We start from the raw sequence: 15165 nt of genomic DNA, 5'->3' as shown, positions 1-15165 counted from the left end.
CTCAGGAATGGGATGCTGTCGCCCGTCGCGTTCGAACGGCAGCACGTTTTGAAGGCGGAAGGCGTCTAGAAATCTAGGGGCTACTCAATCCTTGTTCGAGCGCATACGTTTCGAACGTGGCCAATAGGGCTACAGAAGGCCGTTGCGCCGCTCCAACTGGTTTCCCTATGGCGCGACTAACTTCATTCTGTTCGGGGCCGTATGAAGCCAGTGAGGGCGATTGCCCCTCATTCATAGCTGCATCGAACGCCTGAACGAGCGCAGGCAGTAATCTCTTAGCTTCTACCCGGTCCTTCGTGCGCAAAGACGCGATCCATTCCCTGCGACCGCCGAAGCGATCGCGGAAATTCGTCGGGATGGCCCGGCGAAAATAATAGGTTCCGCCTTGGCAACGATACAGATGAGTCGACACGCTACTGCCTCACTACGTTTGTAGCAGCCAATCGCGCTAAGCCTGAACTTTCGTAAAATCCCTAAGCAATTTAGTGGCTTGAGGGAAGTGGTGCCGCTTACAGGACTCGAACCTGTGACCCCCGCATTACGAATGCGATGCTCTACCAACTGAGCTAAAGCGGCCCGGGACGGTTTGCCGTCTGGACGCGGGCGATTAGCAGCGGGGGGCGGGGGTGGCAAGTGGATTTACACCGGAAAGGGTAGCCACGCGCTTTACCCGACGTTTACCACGCGTGGTACACAAGGCGAGCAATCGGGCAGAAGGCCCATGGGGATCTGAATATGGATATCGTGGGTGGGCCTTCGGAGCGGGGGGATGGGGACCGGGAGGGCGTTGGTAGCGAAGTGGTCTCCGTCGGGACCGACGAGCGGCGGATGCATGTCCGGGCGTACAACTACTGGGTGTCGCTGCTGAACGGCCGGCCGTGCCCGTTGATCGAGTCGCTCGACCCCGCAGGCATCGCCGATTTCGGCCCGAACAGCGTACTGCTCGATTTCACCGGCGGGCAGGACGATGCGGAGATCCGCTTCCTCGGCCACGCCCTGCGCGAGGAAAGCGGCACCGATTCGTCGATCGTCCGCCTGTCGCAGGTGCCGTCGCGATCGCTGCTGTCGCGGCTGACCGACCATTATCTGCAGATCATCGCCAACCGCGCGCCGATCGGGTTCGAGGCCGAATTCGTCGGCCATCGCGGCTTTCCGATGCTGTATCGCGGCATTCTGATGCCGTTTTCGTCGGACGGCGAGGCGATCGATTACCTGTATGGCGTCATCAACTGGAAGGAAGTGGTCGACGCCAGCGTGCAGTCGCAGCTCGCCGCCGAGCTGACCGAGGCGCGCCGCACCAGCGCCCCACGCCGCACCCCCGTGCTCGCCACCGCCACCGCATGGGCCGACGGCCCGAGCGCACCGATCGCCCCCAGCACCCCCACGACCCCGGCCGTGAAGCCTGCCCCGACGCTGGCCGAACAACTGGTCGCGACGCGCCGGACGATCGAGACGGCACCGGCATCACCCGAGGCGCTGGCCACAGCCTATGACTTTCTGATCGCGAGCGACCGCGACGCGGCGGGCTATGCGGCGATGCTGGCGGGTGCCGGACTGACCGTCGATCCGCGCGCACCGGTGGAAACGCTGGTCCGCCTGCTGTTCGGCACGCCGCACGAAGGCCATGCCCGCCTGCTCGCCCGCGCCAATCGCGCCGGGGTGGGCGAAGGCGAGTTCGCCGAATGGATCGAGCGCACCGGCGCCCGCCCCGCCGCGACGCCGAACGTGGTCGTGCCCGTCGCGCCGGGCGACGAACCCTATGTCGTGCTGCTGGCGCGTGCGGTCGATGCCGGATCGGTCGAGATCATCGGCCGGGTGCAGGCGGATGCGGCGTTCGTCGAGACCGCGCTGCGCGATCTGGGATATTGAGCCAAGGGCGGGCGGCGAGCGCCGTTCCGTCCCGACGGCCAATCGGTCCGGTGCGCCATCGAAACATCCGCGCGGATGCCGCAGCGGAACGCCTGGTCAGCCGCGCACTGGACCGGCGCGATGCGCCACCGCCCATGCCGCGGCGGCGTCAAGTACGGGATCGCGTCCCGTCGCGATCGCTTCGACTGTCACCGGAACGACGACGTCCGGTTCAATCCCGGCATCGGGCTGCGGCGTCGTCGGAAAATAGCCGATTAGCGGCAGGTCGAACTCGATGCCGCTGCCCGGCAGCTTCGTAAAGAAGAAGCCGCCGCCATTGATTCCGCGCCGGTTGCCGCCGGTCGGTTCACCGAACATCCTGACGCGGCCGCTGCGCCGTGCCGCATAGATGAAACCAAAGGTCGCCGAACTGTTCGCAGGGCCGATCAGCGCCGCGACCGGCACGTCGAGACGTTTCGCATCCGGCCGGATCGGCACCGGCCTTGCGCGGTCGGGCAGGCCGTACCAGCCGCCGCCCAGATCGGCGCCGCGCACCCCGATGCGCCGGAAACCGTCATCCCACGTGGAAACGTGCGGCGCGAGCGTCGCCGGCACCTCGCGAAACCGCACCTTCGGTTCGAAGGTCCAGCCGATCAGATCGCGTTGGATCAATCGCGCCAGAATCGGGTCACCGCAATCGTCGCCACCCTCGTTCCGACGAAGGTCGACCACCAGGCCATGGGTGGTCGCCGCCTCGTCGAGGCGATCCGAAAGCCAGCTTTTCCAGTCCCATTTCGAGTTCCACATCGCCCAACCGGGCATGTCCAGCACGGCGACCCCGTCCGGCCGGACATGATAGGTCCAGCGCGGGGCGTCGCTGTCCTCGCGCACGCGAGTCATCGTCGCCTGTCGGGCGGCCAGTCCAATCGCCGGCACTTCGACCCGGGTTGCCCGACCGTCGGGCTGCACCAAGGCCAGGCGATGCACGCCCCCGATCGGTGGCAGCAGCAGTCCGTGGAAGACGTCGAAATATTCGATATCCTCTGCCCCGCGCACCCCCAGCAGCGACCGGCGCTTGCCGTCATTATGCCCGTCGCCGCGCGTATAGGGCATCAGCGTATCGAGAATGTCGCCGACGTCGCGTCCGTCGACCGCGGTGATGCGGGCCCCGCGTGGCAGTGCGTTCGTACCGCTGTGATCGGCGGTGACGATCATCGACCGACCAATCCATTCGAAATCGAACGGCAATCGGGTGGGCCGGTCGAACAGGGCCTTCACCGCCGGATCGGTCTGGTTGAAAAAATTGGGATAGCTGTGTCCGCAGCGGATGGTGGTCAGGAAGCGGGACAAAGCGAGGTAGCATCGATCGTACGATGCCGCGCGTACGCCGGCGGCATAGTCCGATTCGAATGCCGCGAGATGACGGGCCAATTCCCCCGGCGACAGATAACGATGTGCCCCGGGATGGATTGCCATCGCCGCGCGCAAAACCGCGAAATCCTCGTCGATGCCGGAAGCGTCCGGCGCGGCAACGGCGCGGCCGGAAGAGATCAGCGGAAGCGCGACGAAAGCACGGAGGAGATCGCGTCGGTCCATGCGCCGTATAGTAAACGCAAAGTATCGCACGGTCGCACTATTTTCTGCGTAACGACGTGATTTAAGCCGATACAAATACGGGCGACGTTTAACTACCCCGGATCGAGCCGAGATTTTTACGAACGTCGCTCGCGTTTGATTCACCTACATAGAAACGTCACCCCAGCGAAGGCTGGGGTCGCAGGCGGCTCCTGCTGCTCGCTATCGTCGGGAGAACCAGCCTGCGCCGGGATGGCGTCCGGTTCGATGCGGGTGGATCGGACCCTATAGCGTGATGACAAGAGGTAGAAGCGTTCGTGCTAAGCAGGGGCTGAGCTAGTCGAAGACCCGTATCGAAGCACCAGCCCCAAGCAGTCCTTCGATACGCCATTTCGACAAGCTCAATGGCTACTCAGGACGAACGGGGCATGTCACCCGACTCTAGCTTGGTTGAGACTCCGCCGTGCCGCCGCGTAGGTGGTGGCCGCAGCCAAGCAAGACAGCGTTACCGTCATGGCGCTGGACCATTTGGCTGGGAAGTCGTCCGGAGCCTGCCCCGGCGAAGGCCGGGGCCCGTATCGGCGACCATGCCCGCATCGCCTTCAGCCAGATGATGCTCGATGAAAAAAGGGTATCGAGAGACCGCGCTACGGTTGCGCTCGCGGACCGACTGCGTTTCGATGCTGGACCGCGGCGCTGGTCCTCCCGGGACAGTGCAGGGCTAGGCAGGTCGGCCCGCGCGTAGATAGTCGCACAAAAAACGCCCCGGCTTTCACCGGGGCGTTTTCGAACCATCGAACCCGCGGGATGCCCGCGGGACCACGATCAATACATATGCTGGCCGCCGTTGATGCTCAGCGTCGAGCCGGTCACGAACCCGCCTTCTTCCGAACACAGGAACGCGACGCCGCGCGCGATTTCGCTGGCCTGGCCCAGACGACCGACCGGGATCTTCGCCACGATCTTTTCGAGGACATCGGCCGGAACCGCAGCGACCATGTCGGTGTCGATATAGCCCGGCGCGATCGCGTTGACGGTCACGCCGAACCGCGCACCTTCCTGTGCCAGCGCCTTGGTAAAGCCATGGATGCCCGACTTGGCGGCGGCATAGTTAACCTGACCATATTGGCCCGCCTGCCCGTTGATCGAGCCGATATTGACGATACGGCCCCATTTACGGTCGCGCATGCCGGGGAAGGTCGCCTTGGCGAGGTTGAAGCAGCCGCCGAGATTGGTGCGGATCACGTCTTCCCACATCTCGTACGTCATCTTCAGCAGCGTGCCGTCGCGGGTGATGCCGGCATTGTTGACGACGATATCGACCGGGCCGATCGCTTCCTCGACCTGCTTGACGCCGGCTTGGGTCGCTTCGAAATCGCCCACGTCCCATTTGAACGCGGCGATGCCGGTGCGTTCGGTGAATGCCTTCGCCTTTTCGTCATTGCCGGCATAGTTGGCGGCGACGGTCACGCCCATATCCTTCAGCGCGAGGCTGATCGCCTCGCCGATACCGCGCGTGCCGCCGGTGACGATCGCTACCCGTGCCATGCATTCTCTCCTGATCAATTTCCGTTACTGCTAGGCGGGGTCGATCCAGCCCGCAAGTTCGCGCGCGATAATGTTGCGCAACATTTTATTGCCTGTCGGCTCGGCGTTCAGGCAAGGAAGATAGGCGAAATCGGTACCGCCCGCTTCTTCGAAGCTTTCCTTGCCGCGGATAGCCAGTTCCTCCAGCGTCTCCAGACAGTCCGCCGAGAACCCGGGTGCGAAGATCGCGACGCGGCGCTTGCCGGCCTTTGCCAGTTCGACCAGCGTTTCGTCGGTGGCGGGGCCGAGCCATTTCGCGGGGCCGAAGCGCGACTGGAACGCGACGGTCAGCGGATGGCCAAGCGCCTCTTGCACGAGCCGTGCGGTCTTCTGGCAATGGCAGTGATAGGGGTCGCCCAGTTCCAGTGTCCGTTTGGGCATGCCGTGGAAGCTGGCGACGATCGCGTCGGGTTCGAACGACAGCTTCGCCAAATCCTCGCGCAGTGTCGTCACCAGGGCGTCGATATAGAGCGGGTCGTCATAATAGGGTGGCAGGGTGCGGATCGCCGGCTGCCAGCGCAGCTTGGCGAGATGCGCGAATGCCTTGTCATTGGCGGTTGCGGTCGTTGCTGCGCAATATTGCGGGTAGAGCGGGGCGAGCAGAATGCGATCGCAGCCCTGCTGGCGGAGCGTTTCGATCCGGCTGGCGATCGAGGGATTGCCGTAACGCATCGCCCAGTCGATCACGACCCCGTCCCCAAACTGACCCTGCATCGCCTCCGACTGCGCGCGGGTGATCGCGGCGAGCGGGGAGCCTTGGTCGCTCCATACCTGCTGATAGGCATGGGCCGATTTCTTCGGTCGGGTGTTGAGGATGATGCCGCGCAGGATCGGCTGCCACGCGATCGGCGGGATTTCGACCACGCGGCGGTCGGACAGAAATTCGGCGAGATAACGCTTCACCGATCGCGGCGAGGGATCGTCGGGCGTGCCGAGGTTCATCAGCAACACGCCGACGCGGCGCTTCGGGATGGCGGGGTGATTCGGCGGCAGGTCCATGGCGCCGTGTAACGCGCGAGCTTCGGCTTTGGTGCAAGGGGATTCAGTCCATGCGAAGGTGCCGAGAAGAAGAAGATCTGTAATCGCGCAGAGGCGCAAAGGGCGCAGAGGGGTTGCGTTATTGGCCGGCGTTTCGCGACCGGGAGACCGCTTGGGCCGCTGCAACCGAATACAGAAGGCGCTTAAGCGCGAAGCATTTCCAAGCGCACCTCATTCTCTGCGTCCTTTGCGCCTCTGCGCGAAAACACTCTTCTTCCTTCACCCGAGCAGCGGCAGCGTGCGATAGCGCCGTCCGGTCGCGGCGTGCAGCGCGTTGGCGATGGCGGGGGCGACGACCGGCACCGCCAATTCGCTGACCCCGCCCGGATCGGCATCCGATTCGATCAGTTCGATCATGATCTCGGGACTATCGGCCAGCCGTGGCAGGTTCAGCCCCCCGAACCCCCGCACGGCGGGCAGGTTCGCGTCGAACCCGGTCGCCGCGCCGACCGCCTGCGCCATGCCGAAGAGCAGCCCGCCCTCGACCTGTTGCCGCACCAGATCGGGGTTGATGACCCGCCCGCAATCGACCGCGACGACCAGCCGGTCGACCTTGACCCGCCCCCCGTCGAGATGCGCCTCCGCCATGCAGGCGATCGCCGATCCGCGCATCCGGTGACAGGCGATGCCCTGCGCGCTGCCGGGCACCCCGCCCTGCCACCCGCCCATCGTCGCGACCGTCGACAGGCAGCGGGCGAGCGCGACGTCACCGCCCAGCATCGCGATGCGGAACGAATGCGCCTCCATTCCCGCAAAGCCGGCCAGTTCGTCGAGGAAACATTCGGTGAAGAAGGCGGTGTAGCTATGCGCCCCCGACCGCCACCAGCCGGCGGGCAGGCCCAGGTCGACGGGATGGTGATCGACCGCGACGTTCGGCACGCCATAGGCCGGCACCGCGCCCTCGGTCGCCAGCGCATCGCCGCGGTCGCCGGGCAGTGCCATGCCGAGCGACGCCGCCACGTCGCCGCCCAGCAGCAGCCGGGTCAGATCGCGCCCGGTGCGCGGCGCTGCGATCTGCGCCCGCCAGCCCAGGATGCTGCCGCCCCGCCCCAGCCGCGCCGTCATCCGCGCGGCGGCAGGGGTGCGGTAGCGATCGGCAAGGCAGTCCTCGCCGCGCGACCAGGTCAGCTGCACCGGCCGCTCCAGCCGTCGTGCCAGCACCGCGACCTGTTCGGCGACGCGGTGGTCGAGATTGGCGCCGAACGACCCGCCCGCAATCGTCGGATGCAGGATCACCCGGTCCTCGCCGATACCGATCGCGCGGGCGGCGGCGGCGCGGGCCAGCGTCGGCGCCTGCGTCGGCATCCATAACGTCAGCGTGCCGTCATTCCATTCGGCGGTGGCGCTGGTCGGCTCGATCGCGGCATGGAGCGCGGCGCGGACACGATAGGTCGCGGTCTGGGTCCGCCCGCCCGCGAACGCGGCGTCGACATCGCCCACGTCATGGACCCTCGCCCCCTCCCCCGCCAGCGCGGAATCGAGCGCGGAGGCGATCGAACGGTCGTCGACCAGCCCGTGCGTTTCGAAACGCGGCGCCATTGCATCGACCGCGCGATTGGCCGCCCACCACGTCGCCGCCGCCGCCGCGACCCAGCGATCGGTCTCGATCACGCTGACCACGCCCGGCACCGCTTCGGCCGCCGCCTTGTCGACGCTCAGCAGCTTCGCATCGCCGATCGGCCCCTGTCGGATCGAGGCGAAGACCATGCCGGGCTTGCGGACGTCGCCGGCGAAGGTCGCGCTGCCATCGACCTTGGCGGGCGCGTCGAGCCGGGGGGCGGGCGTGCCGATCAACCGCTTGTCGTCGCCGGTACGCAAGGGAAGCTCGCCGCCGGGCAGGTTCTCGCGTACGGCGCGTTCGGCCAGCACGCCGAAGCGTTCGCGCCGCTCCCCCATCACCACGAACCCGTCGGCAGTGCCGCAACTGCGCCAGTCGCCGCCCCAGCCCCGCGCCGCCGCCTTGCACAGCAACACCCGTGCCGCAGCACCCGCCGCGCGCAACGGTGCCTCGAACCGGCGGACCGAGGTCGATCCTGCGGTCAGCATCAGCGCGCTACGCTCGGCATGGGTGGCGCGCGTCGCTTGCGGGAGCAGCGCCAGCGCGTCGCCGAACAGGATGCCGGCGGCCAGCGGATTGGCATAGAGCGGGTTGATCGGCGCCGCCTCCACCGCGACCGTCCGCCAGTCGGCGCCCAGTTCGTCGGCGACGATCTGCGGCAGGGCGGTATAGACGCCCTGACCATGTTCGGTCTGCGGCACGGCGACGGTCACCTGTCCGTCGCTGCCGATCTTCAGATAGGCGCCGAACACGCTCTCGCCCTCGGCCGCGGCGAGATTGACGCCGTAGCGGCGCGGCCACAGGCCCCATGCGACGATCAACCCGACCCCCGCCCCGCCGCCGATCAGCAGGTTGCGGCGGGTGATGCGGGGCGTGGAAGGTCCGGCCATTACCGTGCCCTAGCAAATCCTCCCCGGCACGGGGAGGGGGACCGTCCGCGCAGCGGATGGTGGAGGGGGTTGGCCCCAAACGCTTACGTCTCGTTTGCCGACGCCCCCTCCACCATGCTGCGCATGGTCCCCCTCCCCGTGCCGGGGAGGAGTTTCTGTTTCCCTATGCCGCCAAGCCCGATATTACCCGCCGCCACACAGCCGGAGCGTTCCTCTTGATCCTTTCCACCCTCGCCGCCGCCACCGGCGAACTCGGCATGGCCGCGGGCCATATCCGCTACAGCGACCTCGGGCTGGACCCGGTCGCGCTGAACCTCGGCTTCTTCCAGCTCAAATGGTACTCGCTGGCCTATATCGCCGGCATCCTGATCGGCTGGTGGTATCTGCTCAAGCTGCTCGACCAGCCGGGCGCACCGATGGCGCGGCGTCATGCCGACGACTTCGTCTTCTACGCGACGCTCGGCATCATCCTGGGCGGGCGGATCGGCTATGTGCTGTTCTACGCACCCGAAATGATCCTCGACCCGATCAAGATCCTGCGGCTGTGGGACGGCGGCATGTCGTTCCATGGCGGCGCCATCGGCACCATGGTCGGCATCATCCTGCTGTCGCGCAAGCACGGCCTGAACTGGCTGCGCGTCCATGACTATGTCGCGTGCTGCGCCCCGTTCGGGCTATTCTTCGGGCGGCTGGCCAATTTCGTGAATGGCGAGCTGTGGGGCCGGCCGAGCGACGTGCCATGGGCGATCGTGTTCCCCCGCACCGTTCCCGGCGGGCTCGACCCGGCGCGCCATCCCAGCCAACTGTACGAAGCGGGCCTCGAAGGGCTGCTGCTCGGCCTCGTCCTGTGGTTCCTGTTCTGGAAGACCGATGCCCGCTACCAGCCGGGCAAGCTGGTCGGCGCGTTCCTGCTCGGCTACGGCCTGTCGCGCTTCTTCGTCGAATTCTGGCGCGAACCCGATGCACAGCTGGTCGAATTCGCGCAGGCGACCGGGCTTCACATGGGCCAATGGCTGACGCTGCCGATGATCGCGGGCGGCATCTACCTGATCGCGACCGCGAGGAAGCGCCGCGTGCGAGTGGAACCGATCGCCGGCACGGAGAGCGTGGCGTGAAGCTCCTGAAATTCCTTCCCACCCTGTGGGGAGGGGGGCCAGCCGCAGGCTGGTGGAGGGGGGGTGCCTCCGCCACAACCGTAGCGTCTGCCGCCACCCCCCTCCACCACCGCTTCGCGGCGGTCCCCCTCCCCGTGCCGGGGAGGATCGATGGATAGCGCCCTCCCCGAACGGCTCGCCCGCGCGATCACCCTTGCCGGGCCGATCAGCCTCGCCCAGTTCATGGGCGCGGCCAATGCGCATTATTATGCAACGCGCGATCCGCTGGGCGCGAACGGCGACTTCACCACCGCGCCCGAAATCAGCCAGATGTTCGGCGAACTGATCGGCCTGTCGCTGGCCGACCAATGGGATCGCGCGGGCCGTCCGGCAGCGCGCTATGTCGAGTTCGGCCCCGGCCGCGGGACGCTCGCCGCCGATGCGCTGCGCGCGATGGCCTCGGCCGGCTGCACGCCCGCCGTCCATTTCGTCGAAACCAGCCCCACGCTGCGTGCCGAACAGGCGAAGCGCGTGCCGCAGGCCGAATGGGCGATGGACAGTGTCGGCCTGCCCGAGGATGGCCCGCTGCTGGTCGTCGCCAACGAATTCTTCGATGCGCTGCCGATCCGGCAACTGGTCAAGACGGCGGAGGGCTGGCGCGAACGGCTGGTCGCGTGTCAGGACACGCTGTTCCTGCCGATCGTGGGACAGCGCGGCTTCGACCCGATCATTCCGCCACACCTGCGCGACGCGCCGGTCGGATCGGTCCTTGAAACCGCGCCCGCATCGGTCGCCATCCTGCGCCAGCTTGCCAAGCGGCTCGTCGCGCAGGGCGGCTGCGCGATCATCATCGACTATGGCTATAGCGGCCCGGCGATCGGCGACACGTTGCAGGCGGTGCGTGGTCATGGCTTTGTCAACCCGTACGACCAGCCGGGCGAACAGGATCTGACCGCGCATGTCGATTTCGCGACGCTCGCCGAGGCTGCACGAGCGGAGGATGCTGTGGCCTACGGCCCGGTCGAACAGGGCGCGCTGCTGAAGGCGCTCGGCATCGACGCGCGGGTGCAGGCGCTGTCGTCCAAGTCGCCGGACCGGGCGGAGGGACTGCGCGCCGATCGCGACCGGTTGGTGGAGGACGAACAGATGGGCAGCCTGTTCAAGGCGATCGCGATCACCAGCCCCGGCTGGCCGGTCCCGGCGGGGTTCGCATGACCCCGGTGCTGCGCCGCGCGACGATCGCCGATGCCGCGCTGCTGGCGAAGATCGGGGCGGAGACCTTTACCGAGACGTTCGGCCATCTCTACGACCCCGCCGATCTTGCCGCGTTCCTGACCAATCACACGCCCGACAAATGGAACGCCGAACTGGCCGACCCGCGCTATCATGTCGTGTTGGCGATGGCGGGCGATGACGCCGCCGGCTACGCCAAGCTCGGCCCGCCCTCGCTGCCGTTCACGCCACAGGGCAAGCCGATCGAACTGCGCCAATTCTATGTTTGCGGGCCATGGCAGGGCAGCGGCCTTGCCGCGCGGATGATGGAGCATATGCTCGAACAGGCGCGCGCGACCGGCGCGGACGAATGCTATCTGTCGGTGTTCGTCGACAATCATCGCGCCCGGCGCTTCTATCAACGCTATGGCTTCGAACGGGTCGGTACGTACGACTTCATGGTCGGCAATCATCGGGATGTGGATGACGTGATGCGGGTGGCGCTGTGAGCGAGGTCGAGGTGATCCGCGCCGCTGCGCTGGACGGCGCGGCGCACGGCTTTCTCGGGCGGCGGGGCGGTGTGTCGCACGGGGTCGTCGCCGGGCTGAACGTCGGGCTCGGCTCGGCCGACGATCCGGCGGCGGTGGCGGAGAACCGCGCGCGTGCCGTGGCGGCGGTGCTGCCGGGCGCGGCGCTGTGCGGGCTGTACCAGACGCATTCGGCATCGGTCGTCCGCGTGCTGACCGCCTTTCCGGACGCCGACCGGCCGCAGGGCGATGCGATGGTCACCGAACGGCCCGACATATTGCTCGGCATCGTCACCGCCGATTGCGCACCGGTGCTGCTCGCCGACATGCAGGCCGGGGTGGTCGGTGCCGCCCATGCCGGGTGGAAGGGGGCGCTCGCCGGGATCACCGACGCGACCATCGCGCAGATGGAAAAGCTGGGCGCCCGCGCCGACCGCATTGCCGCCGCGATCGGCCCGTGTATCGCGCGGGCGAGCTATGAGGTCGATATGGGCTTCGTCGAACGCTTCTGTGCGACCGATCCGGCCAATGAACGCTTCTTTGCCGAAAACCGTCCCGGCCATGCCCGGTTCGACCTCGAAGCCTATGTCGTCCACCGGCTGGCGACGGCGGGCGTGCGGCGGATCGAGGCGTTGGGTCAGGACACCTATGCGCAGGCGGATCGCTTCTACAGCTTCCGCCGCGCGACCCATCGCGGCGAGCCGGATTATGGACGGCAATTGTCGGTGATCGGGATCACTTCATAATTCTCCTCATCCCGGCGGAGGCCGGGACGACGGACGGGTGCGACCGCCGCATTTGGTTTCTACCGTAACTATCGTTACCCTGCCGCCGCAAAGCAGGAGAGACTCGCAATGTCCGACGAAACCGAAGCCGATCTGACCGGCGTCCCGCCACGTCGCCGTCCAAAACCCTCGGTCGACACGGTCGGCGGGCGGCGGCTGAAGCCGGCGACGCTGATGATGGGGCATGGCTATGACCCGGTGTTGTCCGAAGGATCGCTGAAACCGCCGATCTTCGCTACCTCGACCTATGTCTTTCCCAACGCCGCGGCGGGCAAGCGCCATTTCGAGGGCGTGACCGGCAAGCGTCCCGGCGGGGCCGAAGGGCTGGTCTATTCGCGCTTCAACGGTCCGAACCAGGAAATCCTCGAGGATCGGCTGGGCGTGTGGGAAGCGGCGGAGGACGCGCTGGTCTTTTCCAGCGGCATGTCCGCGATCGCGACGCTCTTCCTGTCGATGGTCCAGCCGGGCGACACCATCATCCATTCGGGGCCGCTTTATGCCGCGACCGAGACGCTGATCGGCCGCGTGCTTGGGCGCTTTGGGGTGAACTATCTCGACTTTCCGGCAGGTGCCACGCAGGATGAGATCGAGGCGGTGCTGCGCAAGGCCGAAGGCCGCGTGCCGCTGATCTACCTCGAAAGCCCGGCCAACCCGACGAACGCGCTGGTCGATATCGAAGCGGTCGCGGCCGCCCGCGACGCCGTGTTCGGCGATAACGCCGAAAAACCGCCGATCGCGATCGATAACACGTTTCTGGGACCACTTTGGCAGCAACCACTGCAGCACGGCGCCGACCTCGTCGTTTACTCGCTCACCAAATATGCGGGCGGCCACAGTGACCTGGTGGCGGGCGGTGTCCTGGGATCAAAGGCGCACATCAACACCATCCGCTCGATGCGCAACACCATCGGCACGATCTGCGACCCGAACACGGCGTGGATGCTGTTGCGGTCGCTCGAGACGCTCGAACTGCGGATGAGCCGGGCGGGCGAGAATGCGGAAAAGGTATGCGCGTTCCTGCGCGACCATCCCAAGGTCGAGCGGGTCGGCTATCTCGGCTTCCTCAAGGACGACCGCCAGGCCGATATCTATCGCCGCCACTGCACCGGCGGTGGTTCGACCTTCTCGCTGTACCTGAAGGGCGGCGAGCGCGAGGCGTTCGCGTTCCTAGACGCGCTGACCATCGCCAAGCTCGCGGTCAGCCTCGGCGGGACCGAGACGCTGGCGAGCCATCCGGCCGGGATGACGCATCTGTCGGTGCCCGATGCGCGCAAGGCGGCGCTGGGGATTACCGACAATCTGGTCCGCATCTCGATCGGGGTCGAGGATGCCGACGACCTGATTGCCGATTTCGAGCAGGCGCTGGCGGCGATCTAAAATTCCTCCCCGGCACGGGGAGGATTTAGGCGCCACCGATGCCTTCGATCACCTTGCCCGTCCCGCCGCAATTCTGGCATTCGCCGCCTTCGATCGTGCCCTTGCCGCCGCAGCGCGGGCAGATGTCCTCGCCGGTGCCGGGCGTACCGGGGGCGGCGTCGTCGCCGGGGTTGAGCGGTTCGGCCATCATGTCTCTCCTTTGCGAAGCCGCGACAACGGTCGACAGCGCGGGTAAGGTCCGGCATGACGCGACCCCTTATGCCGCCCCGTTTCGCCTTTACCGTCACCGCCACCTCCGGCCGCGCCCGCACCGGGACCATCGCCATGCAGCGTGGCGAGATCCGTACCCCCGCCTTCATGCCGGTCGGCACCGCCGCCACGGTCAAGGCGGTCAAGCCGCAGGACGTGCGCGCCGCCGGTGCCGATATCCTGCTCGGCAATACCTATCACCTGATGCTGCGCCCCACTGCCGAACGCGTCGCGCGGCTGGGCGGCTTGCACGCCTTCATGGGCTGGGACCGGCCGATCCTGACCGACAGCGGTGGCTATCAGGTGATGAGCCTGTCCGAGCTGACCAAGCGGTCGGAGGACGGCGTCGAGTTCAAGAGCCATCTCGACGGTACCCGCCATCTGATGAGCCCCGAACGGTCGATGGAAATCCAGCGGCTGCTGGGCAGCGACATCGTCATGGCGTTCGACGAACTGGTGCCGACGACCTCGACCCGCGACGTACAGGCGCGCGCGATGGAGCGGTCGATGCGCTGGGCGCGCCGCAGCCGGGCGGGTTTCGATTCGGGCGAGGACCATGCGTCACGCGCCGCCTTGTTCGGCATCCAGCAGGGTGCGCTCGACGAAAAGCTGCGGAAAGCTTCCGCCGACGCGCTGATCGATATCGGCTTTGACGGCTATGCGGTCGGTGGCCTTGCCGTGGGTGAGGGGCAGGAGGCGATGTTCGGCGTGCTCGATTATGCGCCGCAGCAGTTGCCGGTCGACAAACCCCGCTATCTGATGGGTGTCGGCAAGCCCGACGATATCGTCGGTGCGGTCGAACGCGGCATCGACATGTTCGATTGTGTGCTGCCGACCCGGTCGGGGCGCACCGGACAGGCGTTCACGCGATCCGGCCCGATCAACATCCGCAACGCCAAGTTCGCCGAGGATACGGGACCGCTCGATCCGGAATGCGCCTGCCCGACGTGCGGCAATTTCAGCCGCGCCTATCTCCACCATCTGGTCCGCGCGGGCGAAATCCTCGGTGCGATGCTGATGACCGAGCATAATCTCTATTTCTACCAGGCGCTGATGGCCGATCTGCGCGCCGCGATCGCCAGCGACACGCTGACCGTTTTCGCCGACGATTTCCGGGCACGCTACGGCGCCGAGAAACGTTAGAGCCATAAGAGGGAGAGGAACATGACTGAGAAGACTGAACTGAACGAGGTCGCCGCGGCCGCCAAGGAAGCCAAGCGTCTGGCCGACGCGGCTGCCGACACGAAACAGCCTTCGAAGGGACAGCCATGGCCACTGGTGCCGATCGGCGTGGGCATCGGCATCGGATCGGCCGCGCTGGCCGCCGCGCTGCTCTATGCCAATGCAGGGCGCAAGAAGGGCTGAACCGGCGGTCGCAGCGTTACGCCGGCTAGTCCGGTGTGACGCTGGTAACCGATGATACGT

14 protein-coding genes and 1 tRNA gene are annotated in these 15165 nt (G+C 66.7%); 8 read left to right on the top strand and 7 right to left on the bottom strand.

Annotation, left to right across the window (positions count from 1 at the left end; translation table 11 throughout):
• Positions 1 to 73 precede the first annotated feature (73 nt).
• Together AAIO73_RS20320 and AAIO73_RS17395 are read right to left on the bottom strand one after the other, a co-directional pair.
• Positions 74 to 412 carry a DUF6538 domain-containing protein gene (locus AAIO73_RS20320; protein WP_526023821.1) on the bottom strand — a complete coding sequence of 113 codons (339 nt, stop codon included), beginning with the start codon at positions 410 to 412 and terminating at the stop codon, positions 74 to 76.
• Positions 413 to 500: 88 nt separating this feature from the next.
• A tRNA-Thr gene (locus AAIO73_RS17395) sits at positions 501 to 576 on the bottom strand.
• A gap of 222 nt (positions 577 to 798) precedes the next feature.
• Here AAIO73_RS17395 and AAIO73_RS17390 point away from each other — a divergent pair.
• Positions 799 to 1869: a hypothetical protein gene (locus AAIO73_RS17390; RefSeq protein ID WP_345879712.1), complete on the top strand. Its 1071-nt coding sequence runs from the start codon at positions 799 to 801 to the stop codon at positions 1867 to 1869.
• A gap of 96 nt (positions 1870 to 1965) precedes the next feature.
• Here the strand turns inward: AAIO73_RS17390 and AAIO73_RS17385 are convergent, their stop codons facing one another.
• The 4 genes from AAIO73_RS17385 to AAIO73_RS17370 all read right to left on the bottom strand — a co-directional run bounded on the left by AAIO73_RS17385 (position 1966) and on the right by AAIO73_RS17370 (position 8496).
• Positions 1966 to 3444 carry a S41 family peptidase gene (locus tag AAIO73_RS17385; protein WP_345879709.1) on the bottom strand — a complete coding sequence of 493 codons (1479 nt, stop codon included), beginning with the start codon at positions 3442 to 3444 and terminating at the stop codon, positions 1966 to 1968.
• An 804-nt stretch (positions 3445 to 4248) separates the two neighbouring features.
• Entirely contained in the window at positions 4249 to 4971 is a 723-nt protein-coding gene (phbB, locus tag AAIO73_RS17380; protein ID WP_242119276.1) for an acetoacetyl-CoA reductase, read from the bottom strand.
• A gap of 30 nt (positions 4972 to 5001) precedes the next feature.
• Positions 5002 to 6009 (bottom strand): ferrochelatase, encoded by a 1008-nt coding sequence (hemH, locus tag AAIO73_RS17375; protein WP_345879708.1) that lies wholly within the window; start codon positions 6007 to 6009, stop codon positions 5002 to 5004.
• Positions 6010 to 6267: 258 nt separating this feature from the next.
• On the bottom strand, positions 6268 to 8496 hold the full coding sequence (locus tag AAIO73_RS17370) for a xanthine dehydrogenase family protein molybdopterin-binding subunit (protein ID WP_345879705.1): 2229 nt from the start codon (positions 8494 to 8496) through the stop codon (positions 6268 to 6270).
• 215 nt (positions 8497 to 8711) lie between these two features.
• Between AAIO73_RS17370 and lgt the strand changes: the two genes are divergently transcribed.
• The 5 genes from lgt (at position 8712) to AAIO73_RS17345 (ending at position 13491) form a co-directional block, all read left to right on the top strand.
• Positions 8712 to 9611, top strand: a complete 900-nt coding sequence (lgt, locus tag AAIO73_RS17365; RefSeq protein ID WP_526023820.1) for a prolipoprotein diacylglyceryl transferase — start codon at positions 8712 to 8714, stop codon at positions 9609 to 9611.
• Between the two features lie 150 nt (positions 9612 to 9761).
• On the top strand, positions 9762 to 10805 hold the full coding sequence (locus AAIO73_RS17360; protein WP_345879702.1) for a class I SAM-dependent methyltransferase: 1044 nt from the start codon (positions 9762 to 9764) through the stop codon (positions 10803 to 10805).
• Complete coding sequence (locus AAIO73_RS17355; RefSeq protein WP_345879701.1) at positions 10802 to 11311, top strand: GNAT family N-acetyltransferase; 510 nt, start codon at positions 10802 to 10804, stop codon at positions 11309 to 11311. The genes AAIO73_RS17360 and AAIO73_RS17355 overlap by 4 nt, the downstream gene beginning before the upstream one ends.
• Positions 11308 to 12075: a peptidoglycan editing factor PgeF gene (pgeF, locus tag AAIO73_RS17350; RefSeq protein ID WP_345879700.1), complete on the top strand. Its 768-nt coding sequence runs from the start codon at positions 11308 to 11310 to the stop codon at positions 12073 to 12075. The genes AAIO73_RS17355 and pgeF overlap by 4 nt, the downstream gene beginning before the upstream one ends.
• 108 nt (positions 12076 to 12183) lie before the next feature.
• Entirely contained in the window at positions 12184 to 13491 is a 1308-nt protein-coding gene (locus AAIO73_RS17345; RefSeq protein WP_345879697.1) for a cystathionine gamma-synthase family protein, read from the top strand.
• A 25-nt stretch (positions 13492 to 13516) separates the two neighbouring features.
• On the opposite strand, the gene AAIO73_RS17340 is transcribed toward AAIO73_RS17345, so the two are convergent.
• Positions 13517 to 13681 carry a hypothetical protein gene (locus tag AAIO73_RS17340; protein ID WP_345879696.1) on the bottom strand — a complete coding sequence of 55 codons (165 nt, stop codon included), beginning with the start codon at positions 13679 to 13681 and terminating at the stop codon, positions 13517 to 13519.
• A 68-nt stretch (positions 13682 to 13749) separates the two neighbouring features.
• On the opposite strand from AAIO73_RS17340, the gene tgt reads away from it, so the two are divergent.
• A complete protein-coding gene (gene tgt, locus AAIO73_RS17335) occupies positions 13750 to 14883 on the top strand; it encodes a tRNA guanosine(34) transglycosylase Tgt (RefSeq protein WP_345879719.1) in 1134 nt (377 codons plus the stop codon).
• 21 nt (positions 14884 to 14904) lie between these two features.
• On the top strand, positions 14905 to 15105 hold the full coding sequence (locus tag AAIO73_RS17330) for a hypothetical protein (protein ID WP_345879693.1): 201 nt from the start codon (positions 14905 to 14907) through the stop codon (positions 15103 to 15105).
• Positions 15106 to 15165 lie beyond the last annotated feature (60 nt).

The organism is Sphingomonas epibiotica, from assembly GCF_039615155.1.
Lineage (GTDB): Bacteria > Pseudomonadota > Alphaproteobacteria > Sphingomonadales > Sphingomonadaceae > Sphingomonas.
Note: the sequence above shows the minus strand (reverse complement) of the source record. Positions and strands in the feature narration are given on the sequence as shown.

Coding starts and splice junctions, on each gene's coding strand:
- AAIO73_RS17355 (WP_345879701.1), top strand. CDS start 10,802: ATGACCCCGGTGCTGCGCCGCGCGACGATCGCCGATGCCGCGCTGCTG.
- AAIO73_RS17370 (WP_345879705.1), bottom strand. CDS start 8,496: ATGGCCGGACCTTCCACGCCCCGCATCACCCGCCGCAACCTGCTGATC.
- AAIO73_RS17360 (WP_345879702.1), top strand. CDS start 9,762: ATGGATAGCGCCCTCCCCGAACGGCTCGCCCGCGCGATCACCCTTGCC.
- tgt (WP_345879719.1), top strand. CDS start 13,750: ATGCCGCCCCGTTTCGCCTTTACCGTCACCGCCACCTCCGGCCGCGCC.
- phbB (WP_242119276.1), bottom strand. CDS start 4,971: ATGGCACGGGTAGCGATCGTCACCGGCGGCACGCGCGGTATCGGCGAG.
- AAIO73_RS17330 (WP_345879693.1), top strand. CDS start 14,905: ATGACTGAGAAGACTGAACTGAACGAGGTCGCCGCGGCCGCCAAGGAA.
- AAIO73_RS17345 (WP_345879697.1), top strand. CDS start 12,184: ATGTCCGACGAAACCGAAGCCGATCTGACCGGCGTCCCGCCACGTCGC.
- AAIO73_RS17385 (WP_345879709.1), bottom strand. CDS start 3,444: ATGGACCGACGCGATCTCCTCCGTGCTTTCGTCGCGCTTCCGCTGATC.
- hemH (WP_345879708.1), bottom strand. CDS start 6,009: ATGGACCTGCCGCCGAATCACCCCGCCATCCCGAAGCGCCGCGTCGGC.
- AAIO73_RS17340 (WP_345879696.1), bottom strand. CDS start 13,681: ATGATGGCCGAACCGCTCAACCCCGGCGACGACGCCGCCCCCGGTACG.